This window comes from Methylophilus sp. 3sh_L, from assembly GCF_046766015.1.
GTDB lineage: Bacteria > Pseudomonadota > Gammaproteobacteria > Burkholderiales > Methylophilaceae > Methylophilus.
The window spans coordinates 350802-366238 of the sequence record NZ_JBKOUF010000001.1 but is presented as its reverse complement, the minus strand read 5'-3'; the positions used below and the strand labels follow the sequence as shown (position 1 = coordinate 366238).

Genomic DNA, 15437 nt, shown 5'->3' with positions numbered 1-15437 from the left:
GATGGAATGGGATTCATCTAGCCAAACTCACACGGTTGATGTTTGAACTGCTCAAAAAAAATAATTCTTTTGTTCAATCCTACGCTCGTTGCGCTCGCATGGTTTTCGGGGTCCCCATCTGCCGCGCCGAGCAACGCAGGCTTGGCGGGAGCCTTCGGCCATCGGCTGTCCGAGTTCCGCGGTGGCTTGCGTTCTTTGCAAGCCGCTAGGGCGAGTTTCGATGGCCGCCCGGCAAGCCGAGTAGCGCAGGATAAAAGCGGAAGCTGGGGTGCACTTTCTTTTGGTTACTTTATCTTTGGGCAAGCAAAGAAAAGGAACTCGCCGAAGGGCGAAAAATAAAGCTAAAGCGCCTGAGAAATACCAACAAAGACTTACAGAAAACCCATCACTCGTTCTTCGATTTTAATAAGATTAGTATTAACCTTGCAGATTCCTACCGACATCGCCAAGAGATACCCATAAAACACGCTTTAGGAAATCAAGCCCATTCATCCTCGAATAACACCCCGCCATTTATTCTTCTCTTCCCTGTGCTAGAATCGCGAGTTACTTCTTAGATTCATTCAGGAACAAGTATTATGTTTATCAGCAATGCCTATGCCGCAGCCGCGCCAGCCACCGACTTCATGAGCTTTTTGCCTATGGTGGTGATTTTTGTGTTGTTCTACTTCATGCTGATCCGTCCACAGGTGAAGCAGGCCAAACAGCATAAATCCATGCTCGAAACACTGAAAGCGGGCGATGAAGTGGCAACGAATGGCGGGATCGTCGGCAAAGTGACAAAAGTCAGCGAAAACTTTGTCAGTATCGAAATCGCCGCCAATACCGTGGTGCATGTGCAAAAACACACCGTGCAGACTCTGCTGCCAGCGGGCACCTTAAAGTCCATTTAATTGTTATCCATTTAGTGCAAGCGCAACGCGCTTGCCTTTCATTCTGAACAAGAGTTTGTTATGAACCGTTATCCGTTATGGAAATTTGTGCTGATCGGCACCGTGATTGTGATTGGCCTGCTATACACGATCCCCAACTTTTTTGGGGAGTCGCCTGCGGTACAAATCAGTCCGGCCAAAACTTCGCTCAAGCTGGATGAGGGCTTGCTGCGCAAAGTGGAGGATACGCTCAAGCTCGCGGATATTCCGTTTGATGGCGTGTTTATGGATGCGAGCGGCGTGAAGGTACGTTTTGCCAATACCGATACGCAACTGCTGGCAAAAGACAAATTGGTCGCCAACCTGGGCAAAGACTATACCGTCGCGCTCAATCTGGTGCCACAAACGCCAAACTGGCTGCAAAGCATAGGCGCCAAGCCGATGTATCTGGGTCTGGACTTGCGTGGCGGTGTGCACTTTCTACTTCAAGTAGACATGAAAGCCGCACTGGATAAAGCGGCGGAAAGCACCATGGGCGATTTCCGCATGGCCTTGCGTAAAGAAAAAGTCAATTATTTCGGCATTGAGCGCCAGGGCCAAGTGGTGGTAGTGAAATTTGAATCCGAAGCAGAAGCCACCAAGGCTCGCAACCTGCTGGCCAAGGACTATTCAGACCTGACTTATAAAATCACGGGCAGCGACAAGGACTTTAACCTGACTGCCAGCATGAGCGTGATGGCGCAAAAACGCATTCAAGAATTCGCGCTCAAGCAAAACCTGCAAACCCTGCATAACCGGATTAATGAGCTGGGCGTGGCTGAGCCGATTGTGCAACAGCAAGGCATGGATCGCATTGTGGTGCAGTTGCCAGGCGTGCAAGACACCGCCAAGGCCAAGGAAATCCTGGGTAGAACTGCCACGCTGGAAATCCGCATGGTAGACGAAGAGAAGTCTGACATGGCGACCTTGCAAAAGGCGCAAAATGGACAGGTGCCGTTTGGCGATGAGCTGTTTAGTGACCGTGATGGCCGCCCTGTACTGGTTAAAAAGAATGTCGTGCTGACCGGTGACCGCATTACCGATGCCGGCCCTGGCGTGAATGGCCAAAATGGCGCTTCAGTCGTGAATGTCACGCTGGATGGCCGCGGCGCTGGCATTTTTAAGAACGTTACGCGTGAAAATGTTGGCAAACGCATGGCGATTTTGCTGATTGAAAAAGGCAGCACTGAAGTCATTACGGCGCCTGTCATCAACGAAGAAATTGGCGGTGGCCGTGTACAGATTTCCGGCATGGCCAATGCTCAGGAAGCAACAGATATTTCATTGCTGCTGCGTGCGGGTGCACTAGCAGCGCCGATGGAAATCATCGAAGAGCGGACCGTTGGCCCAAGCATGGGTGAAGAGAATATCAAACGCGGGGTGCACTCTACACTGTGGGGGTTTGCCGCGATTGCCGTGATGATGATTGTGTATTACATGGTGTTTGGTGGCGTGTCAGTGATGGCCTTGGGCGTCAACCTGTTGTTGCTGGTGGCGATTCTTTCCATGCTGCAAGCCACACTCACCTTGCCTGGCCTGGCTGCGATTGCGCTGGCACTGGGCATGGCGATTGACGCCAACGTCCTGATTAACGAACGTATCCGTGAAGAGTTACGCAACGGCAACACGCCACAAGCCAGCATCCACGCTGGTTATGACCGCGCGTTTGACACCATTTTGGACTCCAACGTCACCACCCTGATTGCAGGCCTGGCACTGTTTATGTTCGGCACCGGTCCGATCAAAGGCTTTGCCGTGGTCCACGTGCTGGGTATTCTGACCTCTATGTTTAGTGCCGTGCTGGTTTCTCGCGCACTGGTGAATCTCTTGTATGGCTACCGCCGCAAGATTGAACGCCTGCGGATCGGCTAATCCCCGACCTGCCTGGACTAGAAACGCATTTAAGAGAACACATTATGGAATTATTCAGAATTAAAAAAGACATCCCGTTCATGAGTTACGGGCGTCTCACCACCTCTATCTCACTGATCACCTTCATACTGGCGATTTTCTTTCTGCTGCACCGCGGCCTCAATTATGGCGTGGATTTCACCGGGGGTACCGTGATGGAGGTACACTACCCGGCGGCGGCCAATATCGAGCAAATCCGCCAGGTCATGGATGCCGTTGGTTTGAAAGATGTCACTGTACAGAACTTTGGCTCCAGCCAGGATGTGCTGATCCGGCTGCCGGTGAAAAAAGAATTATCCATTGCCCAGCTCTCGGAAAAAATCTCAACCTCCCTCAAAGGCGCGGATGCTGGTGCTGAAATCCGCCGGGTGGAATCGGTCGGTTCTCAAGTCGGTGAAGAGCTGTATGAAAATGGCGCACTGGCCTTGCTGCTGGTGTGTGCTGGCATCATGGGCTACCTGGCCTTACGCTTTGAATGGCGCTTTGCCGTGGCAGCGATTATCGCCAACATGCACGACGTCATTATCATTTTGGGCTTCTTTGCCTTCTTCCAGTGGGAATTTAACCTCACGGTGCTGGCGGCGATCCTGGCCGTCCTGGGTTACTCAGTGAACGAATCTGTGGTGGTCTTTGACCGCGTGCGGGAAAACTTCAAAAAAATGCGTAAAGCCAGCGCAGTGCAAGTGATCGACAATGCGATTACCCGCACCATGTCACGCACCATCATCACCCACATGATGACGCAAACCATGGTCTGCTCCATGCTGTTTTTTGGTGGCGAAACCTTGCACAACTTCTCGCTGGCCTTAACCATCGGCATTCTATTCGGCATTTACTCTTCAGTACTGGTCGCTTGCCCGATTGCCATGTGGCTGGGCGTGAGCCGCGCCAACCTGATTGGCGACAGCGAGAAAAAGCATAAAGAAGACGAAGCCGTCCTTGCCCCCTAAGCCGCGGCCTAGTCCCGGTTTCCCTTGATTTTTAGCCACTGGTGAGTACACTAGTGGCTTCTTGTTTTTAACGTCACCCTCCTTGGACAATATCCCCTTAAGCTGGCAGATTAGCCTGCTACTGCTGTTGCTGTCTTTAACGGCATTTTTCTCCATTGCCGAAACCAGTTTGATGTCGCTCAACCGTTACCGTATGCGGCATCTGGCCAAAGAGGGTCACCGGGGCGCCAAACTGGCCAGCCGCCTGATTGCACAAACCGATAAAACCCTGGGCGCCATCCTGTTAGGCAACACCTTTTGTATTGTGGGTTCATCAACGCTGGAAGTCATTATTTCCGAGCGCTTGTTCGGCGAAGGCGACTATGTGCTCATGTTTGGCTCACTGGCGATCACCTTTGCCATTCTGGTCTTCAGTGAAATTTCACCCAAAGTGATTGCTGCTGCACATGCCGAAAAATTGGGATTCGCCAGCAGTTACCTGCTTTATCCCCTGTTATGGCTATTTACGCCCGTCGTCTGGTTTGTCAACCTGTTCGTCAAAGCGTTTCTCAAGCTACTGCACATCCGGGTCAATTTTGACGAACACACCCAAGCCGTGACCTCGGAAGAATTACGCAGTATTGTCAGTGATGCGGGCCAATATATCCCGTCGCAAAGCCGCACCATTTTGCTTAACTTGCTCGACCTGGAAGATATTATTGTCGACGATGCCATGACGGCGCATACCATGGTGGAGTTCATCGACCTGGACGATCCGGTGGAGCAAATCATGGAACAACTGGTGCGTAGCCACCATTCCAGGTTACCCGTGCGCCAGGGGGATCATGAAGACATTGTCGGCATCTTACATGTGCGCAAAGTCCTGCCGCTCCTGCGCGACTTCCATACCGGCCAGACGCCGACTAAAGCACTGCTACAAGCCGCGATGAGCCTGCCCTACTACATTCCTTCTGGCACACCGCTGTATACGCAATTGCAGCAGTTCCAGAAGCACCATGAACGCATCGCGCTGGTCGTGGACGAGTATGGTGAATTTAAAGGCTTGCTCACGCTGGAAGATATCCTGGAAGAGGTCGTTGGTGAATTCACCACGCAATCCCCGGAACAAGAGCGCCACTTTCACCAACATGAAGATGGCAGTTGGCTGGTCGACGGCAGCAGCCTGTTGCGCGACCTTAACCGCAAATTGAAACTCTCATTACCCACCGATGGTCCACGTACTTTGAATGGACTGATTCTGGAGCACTTTGAGGATATCCCCGAGCCAAATACCAGTTTCAAGATTGGCGATCATCGGCTCGAAATTCTGGAAGCGCAGGACCGTATCGTCAAGCGCGTCAAAATTTATCTTTAAAACACGGATAACTTCCGTATTCAGCACTTGAATTTTTTAATACAAGGCGCAAAATAAGTCCTAACACAGGTATACGAAACTATGGTACGACCCAAGCGTGATAGTGATTTGGCGGTAGCCCCGCAAATCGCCAAGCCTAAACCTCCCGAACTATTTAAGGTGTTGTTACTGAATGATGACTACACCCCAATGGAATTTGTGGTGGCGGTGATTGAACGTTTTTTTAGCAAAACGCGCGAACAAGCCACACAAATTATGCTCAAAGTACATACCGAGGGCGTAGGGGTGTGTGGGGTATACCCGCAGGATATTGCAGAAACCAAAATGCATCAGGTGCTGGAATCGGCAAGAGAAGCGCAACATCCGCTGCAATGCGTGATTGAAGCGGCGTAAGACAGCAATAAGCATCGCAAGAATATCGGGCAAATCCGCTGACATTCTTAAGCTTAGAAGTCTAGGCACCGGTGGTAGCATGTGAATACATGGTTTCATTTAGTTTGACTCATTTAAACTTGAGCAAATAGTACGATTGGGGCATTGAATTTTTTTGAAAAAAGCACGATAACAAGAAAACAAATCGTTTTTGACAGTTTGCAGGGTTGCTATTGTGAATCCGGCGTTTTTTGTAGTGTAGTGTATTAAGGAAAGTCATCATGATTGCTCAAGAACTTGAAGTTAGCCTGCACATGGCTTTTATGGACGCGAGACAAAAGCGTCACGAATTGATTACGGTTGAGCATCTGTTATTGGCTATGTTAGATAACCCGACAGCCGCTGAAGTCTTGCGCGCTTGCGGTGCCAAATTTGATACCCTGCGTAGCGAACTTACCCAATATATCGAAGAGCATACGCCCACCGTTGCCGGTAGCGATGAGGTAGATACACAGCCTACCCTGGGCTTCCAGCGCGTGATTCAGCGCGCCATGCTACATGTCCAATCGTCAGGCAAGAAAGAAGTGACCGGTGCCAATGTGCTGGTCGCCATCTACGGCGAGAAAGATTCTCATGCAGTATTTTTCCTGCACCAACAAGGCGTCACCCGTTTAGACGTGGTGAACTTCATTTCGCATGGCGTGGCAAAAATCCAGGAAAACGAGCCCAAATCCAGTAGCACTGAGCAGGAAACCGAAGGTGAAAGCGTCAGCACCGGCGCCTTGGAAAACTTCACGCTGAACCTCAATGCACAAGTCGTTGCGGGCAAAATTGATCCGCTGATTGGCCGTGGCCTGGAGCTTGAACGCGTCATCCAGACGCTGTGCCGCCGCCGCAAAAACAACCCACTGTTAGTGGGTGAGGCTGGCGTAGGTAAAACCGCCATTGCAGAAGGCTTGGCTTCCCGCATCGTCAATAAGGAAATTCCGGAAGTCCTGGAAAATGCCACAGTGTACTCGCTCGACATGGGTGCGCTGCTCGCCGGCACCAAATACCGTGGTGACTTTGAACAACGCTTGAAAGCGGTTATGAAACAACTGGCCGAAAAGCCGGATGCCATTTTGTTTATTGACGAAATTCATACCTTGATTGGTGCGGGCTCAGCCAGTGGCGGTACGCTGGATGCCAGCAATCTGCTGAAACCAGCGCTCTCCAATGGCTCACTCAAGTGCATAGGCGCCACTACTTACCAGGAGTATCGCGGTATCTTTGAAAAAGACCACGCATTGTCACGCCGCTTCCAAAAGATCGACGTGCAAGAGCCGAGTGTGGCTGAGACCATTGAGATTCTGAAAGGCCTGAAAACCAAATTTGAAGAGCATCACAGCGTGAAATACAGTGCCAGCGCACTGACGGTCGCCGCTGAGTTGTCAGCCAAATATATTAATGATCGTCATCTGCCAGATAAGGCGATTGATGTGATTGATGAAGCCGGGGCTGCGCAGCGCATCCTGCCTAAGAGCAAGCAGAAAAAAGTTATTGGCAACAAAGAGATTGAAGAGATCATTGCCAAAATTGCACGCATTCCACCCAAAAACATTTCCAGCGACGACCGCAATGCGCTTAAAACACTGGAACGTGACCTTAAAGCCGTCGTGTTTGGTCAAGACAAGGCGATTGAAGTCCTGTCTTCTGCGGTTAAAATGGCGCGCAGCGGCTTGGGCAATGGCAACAAACCGATCGGTAGCTTCCTGTTTGCGGGCCCGACTGGTGTCGGCAAAACCGAGGTGGCAAAACAATTGGCCTACATTCTTGGGATTGAATTGCTACGCTTTGACATGTCCGAATACATGGAGCGTCATGCCGTTTCACGACTGATTGGTGCGCCTCCGGGTTATGTTGGTTTTGATCAGGGCGGCTTACTCACCGAGGCTGTGACAAAACAGCCATATTGCGTCTTGTTGCTGGACGAAATTGAAAAAGCGCATCCGGATATTTTCAATATCCTGCTGCAAGTCATGGACCACGGCACACTGACCGACAATAATGGCCGCAAAGCAGATTTCCGCAATGTGACCATCATCATGACCACCAATGCCGGGGCAGAAAGCATGTCCAAAGCCAGCATCGGCTTTACCAACAGCAAGGATAGTACTGACGAAGCCGCGGATCTCAAACGCTTGTTCAGTCCTGAGTTCCGTAACCGCCTGGATGCGACGGTGTCCTTCAGCGCATTGAACCAGGAAGTGATTCTGCGCGTGGTAGACAAGTTCCTGATGCAGCTTGAAGATCAGTTGCATGAGAAAAAAGTCGATGTCACTTTCAGCGAGGAGCTCAAAGCCTATCTGGGTAGAAAAGGCTTTGATCCATTAATGGGCGCACGTCCAATGGCACGCCTGATCCAAGACACCATCCGCAAAGCACTTGCTGACGAATTGCTCTTTGGTCGCTTAAGTGACGGTGGTCATGTCCATATCGACATTGATGACCATGACCAAATCCAGTTGATTTTCAAAGAAGAAACGGTCTCAGCCTGATTTAAGGTTGAACTTTCAGCCTACCAAGACCCTCAATTCCAAGGTCTTGGTAGGCTTTTGTATTTAATGTTCGGCAAAGCCTATACACCAATCAATGGGCGGCCCTAGCGACACGGGACTACTGCACAACTTTGGTGCAGTCTTTTTTTGTAAAGCATACGTAATATCTGCGTTGTAACCAGGCACTGCTACAGGCAAGCCTAAAATCAATATGTTAGCGATAACAAAAATGCTGGTATAGTTATTGCTATCAATGTATTGCCTGACAGATCCGATTTTGTACATGCAAAAGATTTTTTATTTACTTCATCTATTGTGTTTATTGTTTGCCTTGCAAACAACCGCTGCCGAACCGGCGGCGACCACAACCCTGCTCGAAACCGGCTTGCTTGATGCTGCAAGTATTACGGTCACGACCTTGTCTAATGCGGCCGATGACGCCTTATCGGCAGACTTTGGCGAGGTCAGCAATTCGATAGACATGCTGGAAATTGCCGAAATCGACATTGATAAAATCTTGCTCCCTGGCTTTAGCTATCCCTTGCATAAAACTCAGTTCAATCCGCCTGAACACCTGTCCTCTTCCTATCATCTGCTTTTACCCGCCTTGCTAGACCGGCCTCCGCAATCTGTTTAAAGACGTCGTGCCTGCGCAAATCATTACGATTTGACGCAGGCGTCATATGTATTCCCAGGGTGCTGTCAACAGCCCCCTGCTATGAGGATCATTATGTTGTCTTGTATTCGTTGGCGAACCTTATGTTGGCTAGGATGGCTGTGTAGCCTGCCTGTCCTCGCACTGGCCGAGGGCCAAACTTTTGACCTGCAAATGCTGCTGGACAAAGCCGTTGCAGAAAACCCTTCAATTGCTGTGAGCAAAGCGCAAACGGCGGCGGCGGCTGCCGGAATTACCGTGTCGCGCTCTTACTATAATCCGGATCTAGAGATCATGACAGGTCCATCCAGAGCCCGTCATATAGATCAGCGCTCGCGTCAAAATTACGGCATTACAATCACCCAACCATTGGACTTTTTGAGTACGCGTGCGTCGCGGCGCGAGTATGCAGAACAGCAGTTCAATTACGCCGAAAAAGGCATCCATACCACCAGCTTTGATCTGCGTAACCAGATTAAGGCGGCTTATTTGAATGTCCTGCTTAGGCAGCAAATTATGGAAATGTTGGGGGCAAACCTGACCTTGCTGCAACAAGTACAAAGCCGGGTGAAACGCAAAGTCGAGATCGGCGAAGCCGCACGATACGAGCTGATTAAGGCGGATACTGAAGTGCTGGCGACTGAGCGTGACTATGCCAGTGCACAAACCAGAATTGATGAAGCCAAGGCGATATTGCATGGCATGATAGGCAATATGCCGGATTCGTTTGAGATCAAGCGTCAGTTACCGACCATCTCTAGCCTGCCCGATATCACTGAGTTAAGACGTTCGGCTGAGAACAATCCTTACCTACAGCAGCTACTGAGCGCCAGGGATAGTGCGGAAGCCAAACTCAAACTGGAGCAGTCATTGCGCTTCCCTGGAGTAACTTTGAAGTCAGATTTCACACAAGACCCTGACCTCAATACCTTTAGACTAGGCGTAGTTGTCCCCTTACCGGTGTGGAACCGCCGCGAAGGCCAGATTGCACAAGCCGCCGCCGGGATTGAAGAAGCGAATGCCAATATCAAGCAGCAACAATTGCTGCTGCGTAAGGAAATCGACAGTGCTTACCAACGCACGGTGATTGCCAGCAACCAGCTAAAAGTGTTTGAAAACGGGCTGTTGCAACAATCACAGGCGACGTTGAGTCGCGCTGAAGCCGCTTATAAGTTCGGAGAACGCGGCATCCTGGAATACCTGGATGCGCAACGCGTCAATCGTGAAGTCAAACGGGACTACCTGATTGCCAAATTCGATTATTTTTTCAGTGTCTTGCAAATCGAACGTTTCATCGGTTCCGATTTGGTACAACCTTAAGGGGATGGTCATGTCTCGTGTATTATTTTCAACCTTGCTGGCAGCTGCATTGGCTGTGATGTGTTCAGCGTGCTCAGAAAAACCTGCGCCGGTTGCAGAAAAAAAAGAAGTGGTCGATCCTAGCCTGGTTAGCCTGACCAAAGAGTTACAAGCCAATATCAAAACCGGCCCGGTAACCGAAATCCAATTTGTCGATACCTTACGCATCCCTGGCCGCATCCAGGTCGATGAGCAATATGAGTCCCGTGCAGGGGCCTCCATTACCGGCCGTATCAGTACGCTGGATGTCAATTTGGGGGACGAAGTCAAGGCAGGTCAACGGCTGGCGACCATCAAAAGTACAGAACTGGCGCAGTATCAATTGAGCTACATTAAAGCCAGCCAGCAAATGCAATTGCATAGAAAAGCCGTGGACCGTGCCCAACAATTGCTTGAAGCAGATGTGATTAGCCCGGCAGAATTGCAACGCCGCGAGGGTGAACTCAATGCCGCCAATGCCGAAGTGAATGCGGCACGCGACCAATTGCTGGTGCTGGGGATGGCACCGAATGCCATTGCACAGCTGGGGCTGGCCAATAGCGGCATGTCTACCAGCCAGGTCAACTCAAAAATCACCGGTACAGTGATTGCGCGTAATGCCAGGCTGGGGCAAGTGGTTGCCCCAGCGGAAGAGTTATTTGTGATTGCAGACTTATCCCATGTCTGGGCGGTGGCAGAGATCCCCGAACAGCAAATTGCACATATCAGTGAAGGCCAAACCATTAATATTGAAGTCCCGGCACTGGATGATGCCGAACTTACCGGCACGCTGGCTTTTGTGGGCGATATCGTCAACCCGGCCACCCGCACGGTGATGGCGCGTGCCAACATTAACAACGCCAAGATGCTGTTGAAGCCCGACATGCTGATCACCATCCTGCTTGAAGCCAAGCCGGAAAAAGTGGTCGCGGTACCGGCCACTGCCGTCGTGCGTGAAAACAATGCTGACCATGTGTTTGTGCAAACCCTAAAACCGACCCAATATAAACTGCTGCCGGTCACCCTGGGTAGAACCTATCAGGGCAACCGGGAAGTCTTGCAGGGCCTGCAACCGGGCGATCAAATCGTGCTGGATGGCGCTTTCCACGTCAATAACGAGCGTAAGCGCAAAGAAATGGAGTAAGGCATGATTGAGTCATTAATCCGCAGTGCGCTCAAGCAGCGCCTGATTGTATTGGTACTGGCCGTCGCATTGATTGTGGCAGGCTTGTTTGCGGTTAAAAAATTGTCGGTGGATGCTTTCCCAGATGTGACCAATGTCCAGGTCATGATCGCCACCCAAGCTACGGGCAAATCGCCCGAAGAAGTTGAACGTTTTATTACCGTCCCATTGGAAATTGCCATGACCGGCCTGCCCGGTCTGACAGAAATGCGGTCAGTCAACAAAAACGCCCTATCGCTGATCACTTTGGTGTTTACCGACAACACCGATGTGTATTTCGCACGGCAACTGGTGATGGAGCGCCTGATGGAAGTCATGGAACGGATGCCTGTAGGTGTCACGCCCATCCTGGGCCCCGTCTCTACCGGCTTGGGTGAAGTCTATCAATTTACCCTAGACAAACCTAGCGATGGCAAGCAAGCGCTGACGCGGGAAGACCTGACAGAAAGACGTGCCATCCAGGATTGGGTCGTGCGCCCATTGCTGCGGGGGATTCCTGGTGTGGCCGAAATCAACTCGCAAGGCGGCTATGTCAAACAGTACCAGGTATTGGTGAATCCAGACCGGATGACGCATTTTTCGATCAAGCTTAAAGATGTCTACGAAGCGCTGGCTCGGAACAATGCCAACAGTGGCGGTGGTATCCTGCCACACTATGCCGAGCAATACCTGATCCGCGGTGTGGGCCTGGTACAAAACCTGGACGATATCCGCAACATGGTACTTAAGGAAGAAAACGGCATCCCCGTCTATATCCGTGATGTCGCTGAAGTGACCATCGGCCATGAGGTGCGTGTCGGCGTCGTTTTGAAAAATGGCGACACCGAATCTGTGGGCGGCATTGTCATCATGATGCGTGGCGGTAATGCCAAAGAGGTCGTCAGCCGGATCAAGGCGCGGGTCGAAGAAATCAACAGTAAAGGCATGCTGCCACATGGCCTGCAGATTGTGCCCTACTACGACCGAAGTGAGTTGGTTGATGCAGCGCTACACACTGTCACCAAAGTGCTGATTGAAGGCATTATCCTGGTGATTGTGATTCTGTTCTTGTTCCTGGGCGACGTACGCTCCAGCCTGATTGTCGTGGGCACCTTGGTGCTGACGCCGCTGATTACCTTTATGGTGATGAACCACTATGGCATTTCTGCCAACCTGATGTCCCTAGGTGGTCTGGCGATTGCAATTGGCTTGATGGTCGATGGCTCGGTGGTGGTGGTGGAGAATGCCTTTCACCATTTGGGGCATCGCAAGGAGGAGAGCAAAATCCGTGTCGTCCTCGAGGCTGCCAGTGAGGTAGCAACACCGGTCTTATTTGGCGTAGGTATCATTATTCTGGTGTTCCTGCCATTAATGACATTGGAAGGCATGGAGGGCAAAATGTTTGCGCCACTGGCCTACACGATTGCCATTGCCCTGTTTGTCTCCCTGGTCTTGTCACTGACGATGACGCCTGCGCTCTGCTCTTATGTGTTAAAAGGAGGAAGCGGCGAAGACACCAAGCTAATACAGACGATCAAAAAACCTTATTTATCAGCCTTAAACTGGGTACTCAATAACGAGAAAAAAACCATTACTTTCTCGGCGCTGTTGTTTGTTGGCACGATTTGCTTATTCCCTTTCCTGGGCACCTCGTTTATCCCAGAAATGAAAGAAGGCTCGATTGTGCCGGGCATTAACCGGGTGCCGAATATCTCGCTGGAAGAGTCCATGAAAATGGAAAACAAGGCGATGAAGCTGATTATGGAACAAGTGCCAGGCGTCAAATCCGCCATCTCAGGGCTGGGTCGCGGTGAAAGTCCGGCCGACGCGCAGGCACAAAACGAATCGACCCCGATTATCAGCCTGAAACCCCGTGAAGAATGGCCTGCAGGCTGGAACCAGGATGACATCGCGGAAAAAATGCGTCAAGTACTTGAAAAGTATCTTCCAGGGGTACAGATCATCATGGCACAACCGATTTCTGATCGTGTGGATGAGTTATTGACCGGGGTACGGGCCGATGTTGCAGTCAAGATTTTCGGTGAAGACCTGGATACCTTGAAGCAGAAAGCTGACGAAATCGCCAGGATTGCCGGGACAGTGAAAGGCGCCACAGAAATCAAGGTCGAGAAAGTCTCCGGGCAACAATACCTGAATATTACGATAGACCGTCAGGCAATTGCCCGTCATGGCATTAATACTGCCGATGTTCACGATATCGTTGAAACAGCGATTGGCGGCAAGATCGCCACCGAGATTTTTGAAGGTCAACGCCGGTTTTCTGCCGCGGTGCGCTATCCAGAATCTTTCCGTGATAATGAAGAAGCCATCCGCAACATTATGTTGACCTCCCCTAACGGCTCGCGTGTGGCGCTGGACGATGTGGCCGATATTGAAGTGAAGGATGGTCCGGCGCAGATCAGCCGCGAGCTGGCAAAGCGCCGTATTGTGATTGGCGTCAATGTGAAAGACCGAGACCTGGGGGGCTTCGTAGCGGAGTTGCAACAAGTGCTGAACCAGCGTCTGCAGTTGCCCGATGGCTATTATCTCGAATACGGGGGCCAGTTCCAGAACATGGAGCGCGCCATGGGTCACCTGATGATCATTATCCCAGTGACGATTGCGGCGATTTTCTTCCTGCTGTTCCTGCTGTTCCAGTCGTTGCGCTTTGCCACCATGATTATTTTGGTGTTGCCATTTGCCTCGATTGGCGGCGTGATTGCCTTATTTGTCACCGGCGAATATTTATCCGTACCCGCTTCTGTCGGATTTATTGCACTGTGGGGAATTGCCGTGCTCAATGCCGTGGTACTGGTGTCATATATCCGCACCTTGCGCGAGGAAGGCCTGAGTCAGCTTGAAGCCATTCGTAAGGGTTGTGCACAGCGGTTCCGGCCGGTGATGATGACCGCCACGGTAGCCATGCTGGGCCTGGTGCCGTTCTTGTTCGCTACCGGCCCTGGCTCAGAAGTACAGCGGCCATTGGCCATCGTCGTTATCGGGGGGTTGATCACATCTACCTTGTTGACGCTGATTGTAGTCCCGACCTTGTACCGTAAGTTTGAAGAAAGCAAAATAGAGGCATAATCCCCGCCTACACTAACGGCGTAAAATATTCAGGATGACTGTTTATGAAAGAAATCAAAGCGGTTGTACAACCGGCAAGGCTACCTAAAATCCGTTCAGCCTTACGCAACATCAAGGGCTTTCCTGGGATGTCTGTCAGCAAGATTGAAGGCTGCGGTCCTTATCTGCAAAAGCCGAGTGTTGGCGTACGTGAAGAGCTGACGGATTACAGCCCCAAAGTGTATCTTTATATGGTGGTGCCGGACGATTTGGTGGAAGGTGTATTACAGACCATTGTCGAAGTGGCCCATACCGGCAATGTGGGCGATGGCATTGTCTGGGTGACGCCGGTGGAGCGTATGATTCGGCTTTCAGAGCAAATCATGGTCATAGACTAAGTCACTGCTATAAAGCGCGCCAATCGAGTCCTTCCTGCTGATGGGCAATGCCTATCCAGTCACTGGCGCAATGCAAGACCTCACTCAACGCCTGCCTGGCCAAGGCAGGCGTATTATTTTTCTCGCTTAAATGCGCAGCAACCAGATGTTTGAGACGGCGGTTATCCAACTGAGCTAATAGCTGGGCACTGGATTGATTATCCAGGTGCCCCAACCAGCCGCCTACCCGTTTTTTAAGCGATTGCGCATACGGCCCGGTACGCAACATCTCCAGGTCATGATTGCATTCAAGCAACAAGCCATCACAGGCCTGTAGCATCGCCACAATATGCGGCGTGACACTGCCAACATCGGTGAGCACGCCGAACTTGTGTGCGCCATCCGTAAATACAAATTGTGCGGGCTCGCGCGCATCATGGGGGACGGGATAAGGATGCACCTCAATGTCCCGCAGCGCAAACGGAGTATGGGCATCAATCAAATGTAGCTTGACTGGCTGGCTAGGCAGATAGCGTTCACACATCCGATAAGTGCCATGGGTTAGCCAAACCGGGATCTGGTAGCGGGCCGCCAGTTTAAATACCCCACGCGCATGGTCATCATGCTCATGCGTGACCAGGATGCCGGTTAGCTGCTCCGGGAGCAAGTTTAAGCGGGCCAAACGTTGTACGGTTTCTTTGACACTAAAGCCGCAGTCAAGCAAAAGCCGGGTTTCCCCGGCTTCTACCAGCGTGGCATTGCCTGCGCTGCCACTGCCCAATGATGCAAATCGCACAACCGGTC

The 15437-nt window shown here is 51.2% G+C and carries 12 protein-coding genes; 11 read left to right on the top strand and 1 reads right to left on the bottom strand.

Annotated elements, in window-relative coordinates:
• The first annotated feature begins 578 nt into the window (after positions 1 to 578).
• The 11 genes from yajC (at position 579) to ACIDF8_RS01790 (ending at position 14654) form a co-directional block, all read left to right on the top strand.
• Positions 579 to 893 (top strand): preprotein translocase subunit YajC, encoded by a 315-nt coding sequence (gene yajC, locus ACIDF8_RS01840; RefSeq protein ID WP_412008922.1) that lies wholly within the window; start codon positions 579 to 581, stop codon positions 891 to 893.
• Positions 894 to 953: 60 nt separating this feature from the next.
• Positions 954 to 2783, top strand: coding sequence for a protein translocase subunit SecD (gene secD / locus ACIDF8_RS01835; protein ID WP_412008921.1), 1830 nt, complete (start codon positions 954 to 956; stop codon positions 2781 to 2783).
• Between the two features lie 44 nt (positions 2784 to 2827).
• Positions 2828 to 3772 (top strand): protein translocase subunit SecF, encoded by a 945-nt coding sequence (gene secF, locus ACIDF8_RS01830; protein ID WP_412008920.1) that lies wholly within the window; start codon positions 2828 to 2830, stop codon positions 3770 to 3772.
• An 82-nt stretch (positions 3773 to 3854) separates the two neighbouring features.
• A complete protein-coding gene (locus tag ACIDF8_RS01825; protein ID WP_412008919.1) occupies positions 3855 to 5126 on the top strand; it encodes an HlyC/CorC family transporter in 1272 nt (423 codons plus the stop codon).
• Positions 5127 to 5207: 81 nt separating this feature from the next.
• Positions 5208 to 5519, top strand: coding sequence for an ATP-dependent Clp protease adapter ClpS (clpS, locus tag ACIDF8_RS01820; protein ID WP_412008918.1), 312 nt, complete (start codon positions 5208 to 5210; stop codon positions 5517 to 5519).
• A 260-nt stretch (positions 5520 to 5779) separates the two neighbouring features.
• Entirely contained in the window at positions 5780 to 8035 is a 2256-nt protein-coding gene (gene clpA / locus ACIDF8_RS01815; RefSeq protein WP_412008917.1) for an ATP-dependent Clp protease ATP-binding subunit ClpA, read from the top strand.
• Positions 8036 to 8318: 283 nt separating this feature from the next.
• Positions 8319 to 8672, top strand: a complete 354-nt coding sequence (locus ACIDF8_RS01810) for a hypothetical protein (RefSeq protein WP_412008916.1) — start codon at positions 8319 to 8321, stop codon at positions 8670 to 8672.
• A 93-nt stretch (positions 8673 to 8765) separates the two neighbouring features.
• Positions 8766 to 10010, top strand: a complete 1245-nt coding sequence (locus tag ACIDF8_RS01805) for a TolC family protein (protein ID WP_412008915.1) — start codon at positions 8766 to 8768, stop codon at positions 10008 to 10010.
• Positions 10011 to 10020: 10 nt separating this feature from the next.
• Positions 10021 to 11172 carry an efflux RND transporter periplasmic adaptor subunit gene (locus ACIDF8_RS01800; protein ID WP_412008914.1) on the top strand — a complete coding sequence of 384 codons (1152 nt, stop codon included), beginning with the start codon at positions 10021 to 10023 and terminating at the stop codon, positions 11170 to 11172.
• Positions 11173 to 11175: 3 nt separating this feature from the next.
• The gene (locus ACIDF8_RS01795; RefSeq protein WP_412008913.1) at positions 11176 to 14277 is read left to right on the top strand and encodes an efflux RND transporter permease subunit; all 3102 of its coding nucleotides are present in this window, start codon (positions 11176 to 11178) and stop codon (positions 14275 to 14277) included.
• 44 nt (positions 14278 to 14321) lie between these two features.
• A complete protein-coding gene (locus ACIDF8_RS01790) occupies positions 14322 to 14654 on the top strand; it encodes a P-II family nitrogen regulator (protein WP_412008912.1) in 333 nt (110 codons plus the stop codon).
• A gap of 7 nt (positions 14655 to 14661) precedes the next feature.
• On the opposite strand, the gene ACIDF8_RS01785 is transcribed toward ACIDF8_RS01790, so the two are convergent.
• Positions 14662 to 15429 carry an MBL fold metallo-hydrolase gene (locus ACIDF8_RS01785; protein ID WP_412008911.1) on the bottom strand — a complete coding sequence of 256 codons (768 nt, stop codon included), beginning with the start codon at positions 15427 to 15429 and terminating at the stop codon, positions 14662 to 14664.
• Positions 15430 to 15437 lie beyond the last annotated feature (8 nt).

Excerpts from the sequence above, each read along its gene's own strand:
- yajC (WP_412008922.1), top strand. The coding sequence starts at position 579 with ATGTTTATCAGCAATGCCTATGCCGCAGCCGCGCCAGCCACCGACTTC.
- secD (WP_412008921.1), top strand. The coding sequence starts at position 954 with ATGAACCGTTATCCGTTATGGAAATTTGTGCTGATCGGCACCGTGATT.
- secF (WP_412008920.1), top strand. The coding sequence starts at position 2,828 with ATGGAATTATTCAGAATTAAAAAAGACATCCCGTTCATGAGTTACGGG.
- clpS (WP_412008918.1), top strand. The coding sequence starts at position 5,208 with ATGGTACGACCCAAGCGTGATAGTGATTTGGCGGTAGCCCCGCAAATC.
- clpA (WP_412008917.1), top strand. The coding sequence starts at position 5,780 with ATGATTGCTCAAGAACTTGAAGTTAGCCTGCACATGGCTTTTATGGAC.
- ACIDF8_RS01810 (WP_412008916.1), top strand. The coding sequence starts at position 8,319 with ATGCAAAAGATTTTTTATTTACTTCATCTATTGTGTTTATTGTTTGCC.
- ACIDF8_RS01805 (WP_412008915.1), top strand. The coding sequence starts at position 8,766 with ATGTTGTCTTGTATTCGTTGGCGAACCTTATGTTGGCTAGGATGGCTG.
- ACIDF8_RS01800 (WP_412008914.1), top strand. The coding sequence starts at position 10,021 with ATGTCTCGTGTATTATTTTCAACCTTGCTGGCAGCTGCATTGGCTGTG.
- ACIDF8_RS01795 (WP_412008913.1), top strand. The coding sequence starts at position 11,176 with ATGATTGAGTCATTAATCCGCAGTGCGCTCAAGCAGCGCCTGATTGTA.
- ACIDF8_RS01790 (WP_412008912.1), top strand. The coding sequence starts at position 14,322 with ATGAAAGAAATCAAAGCGGTTGTACAACCGGCAAGGCTACCTAAAATC.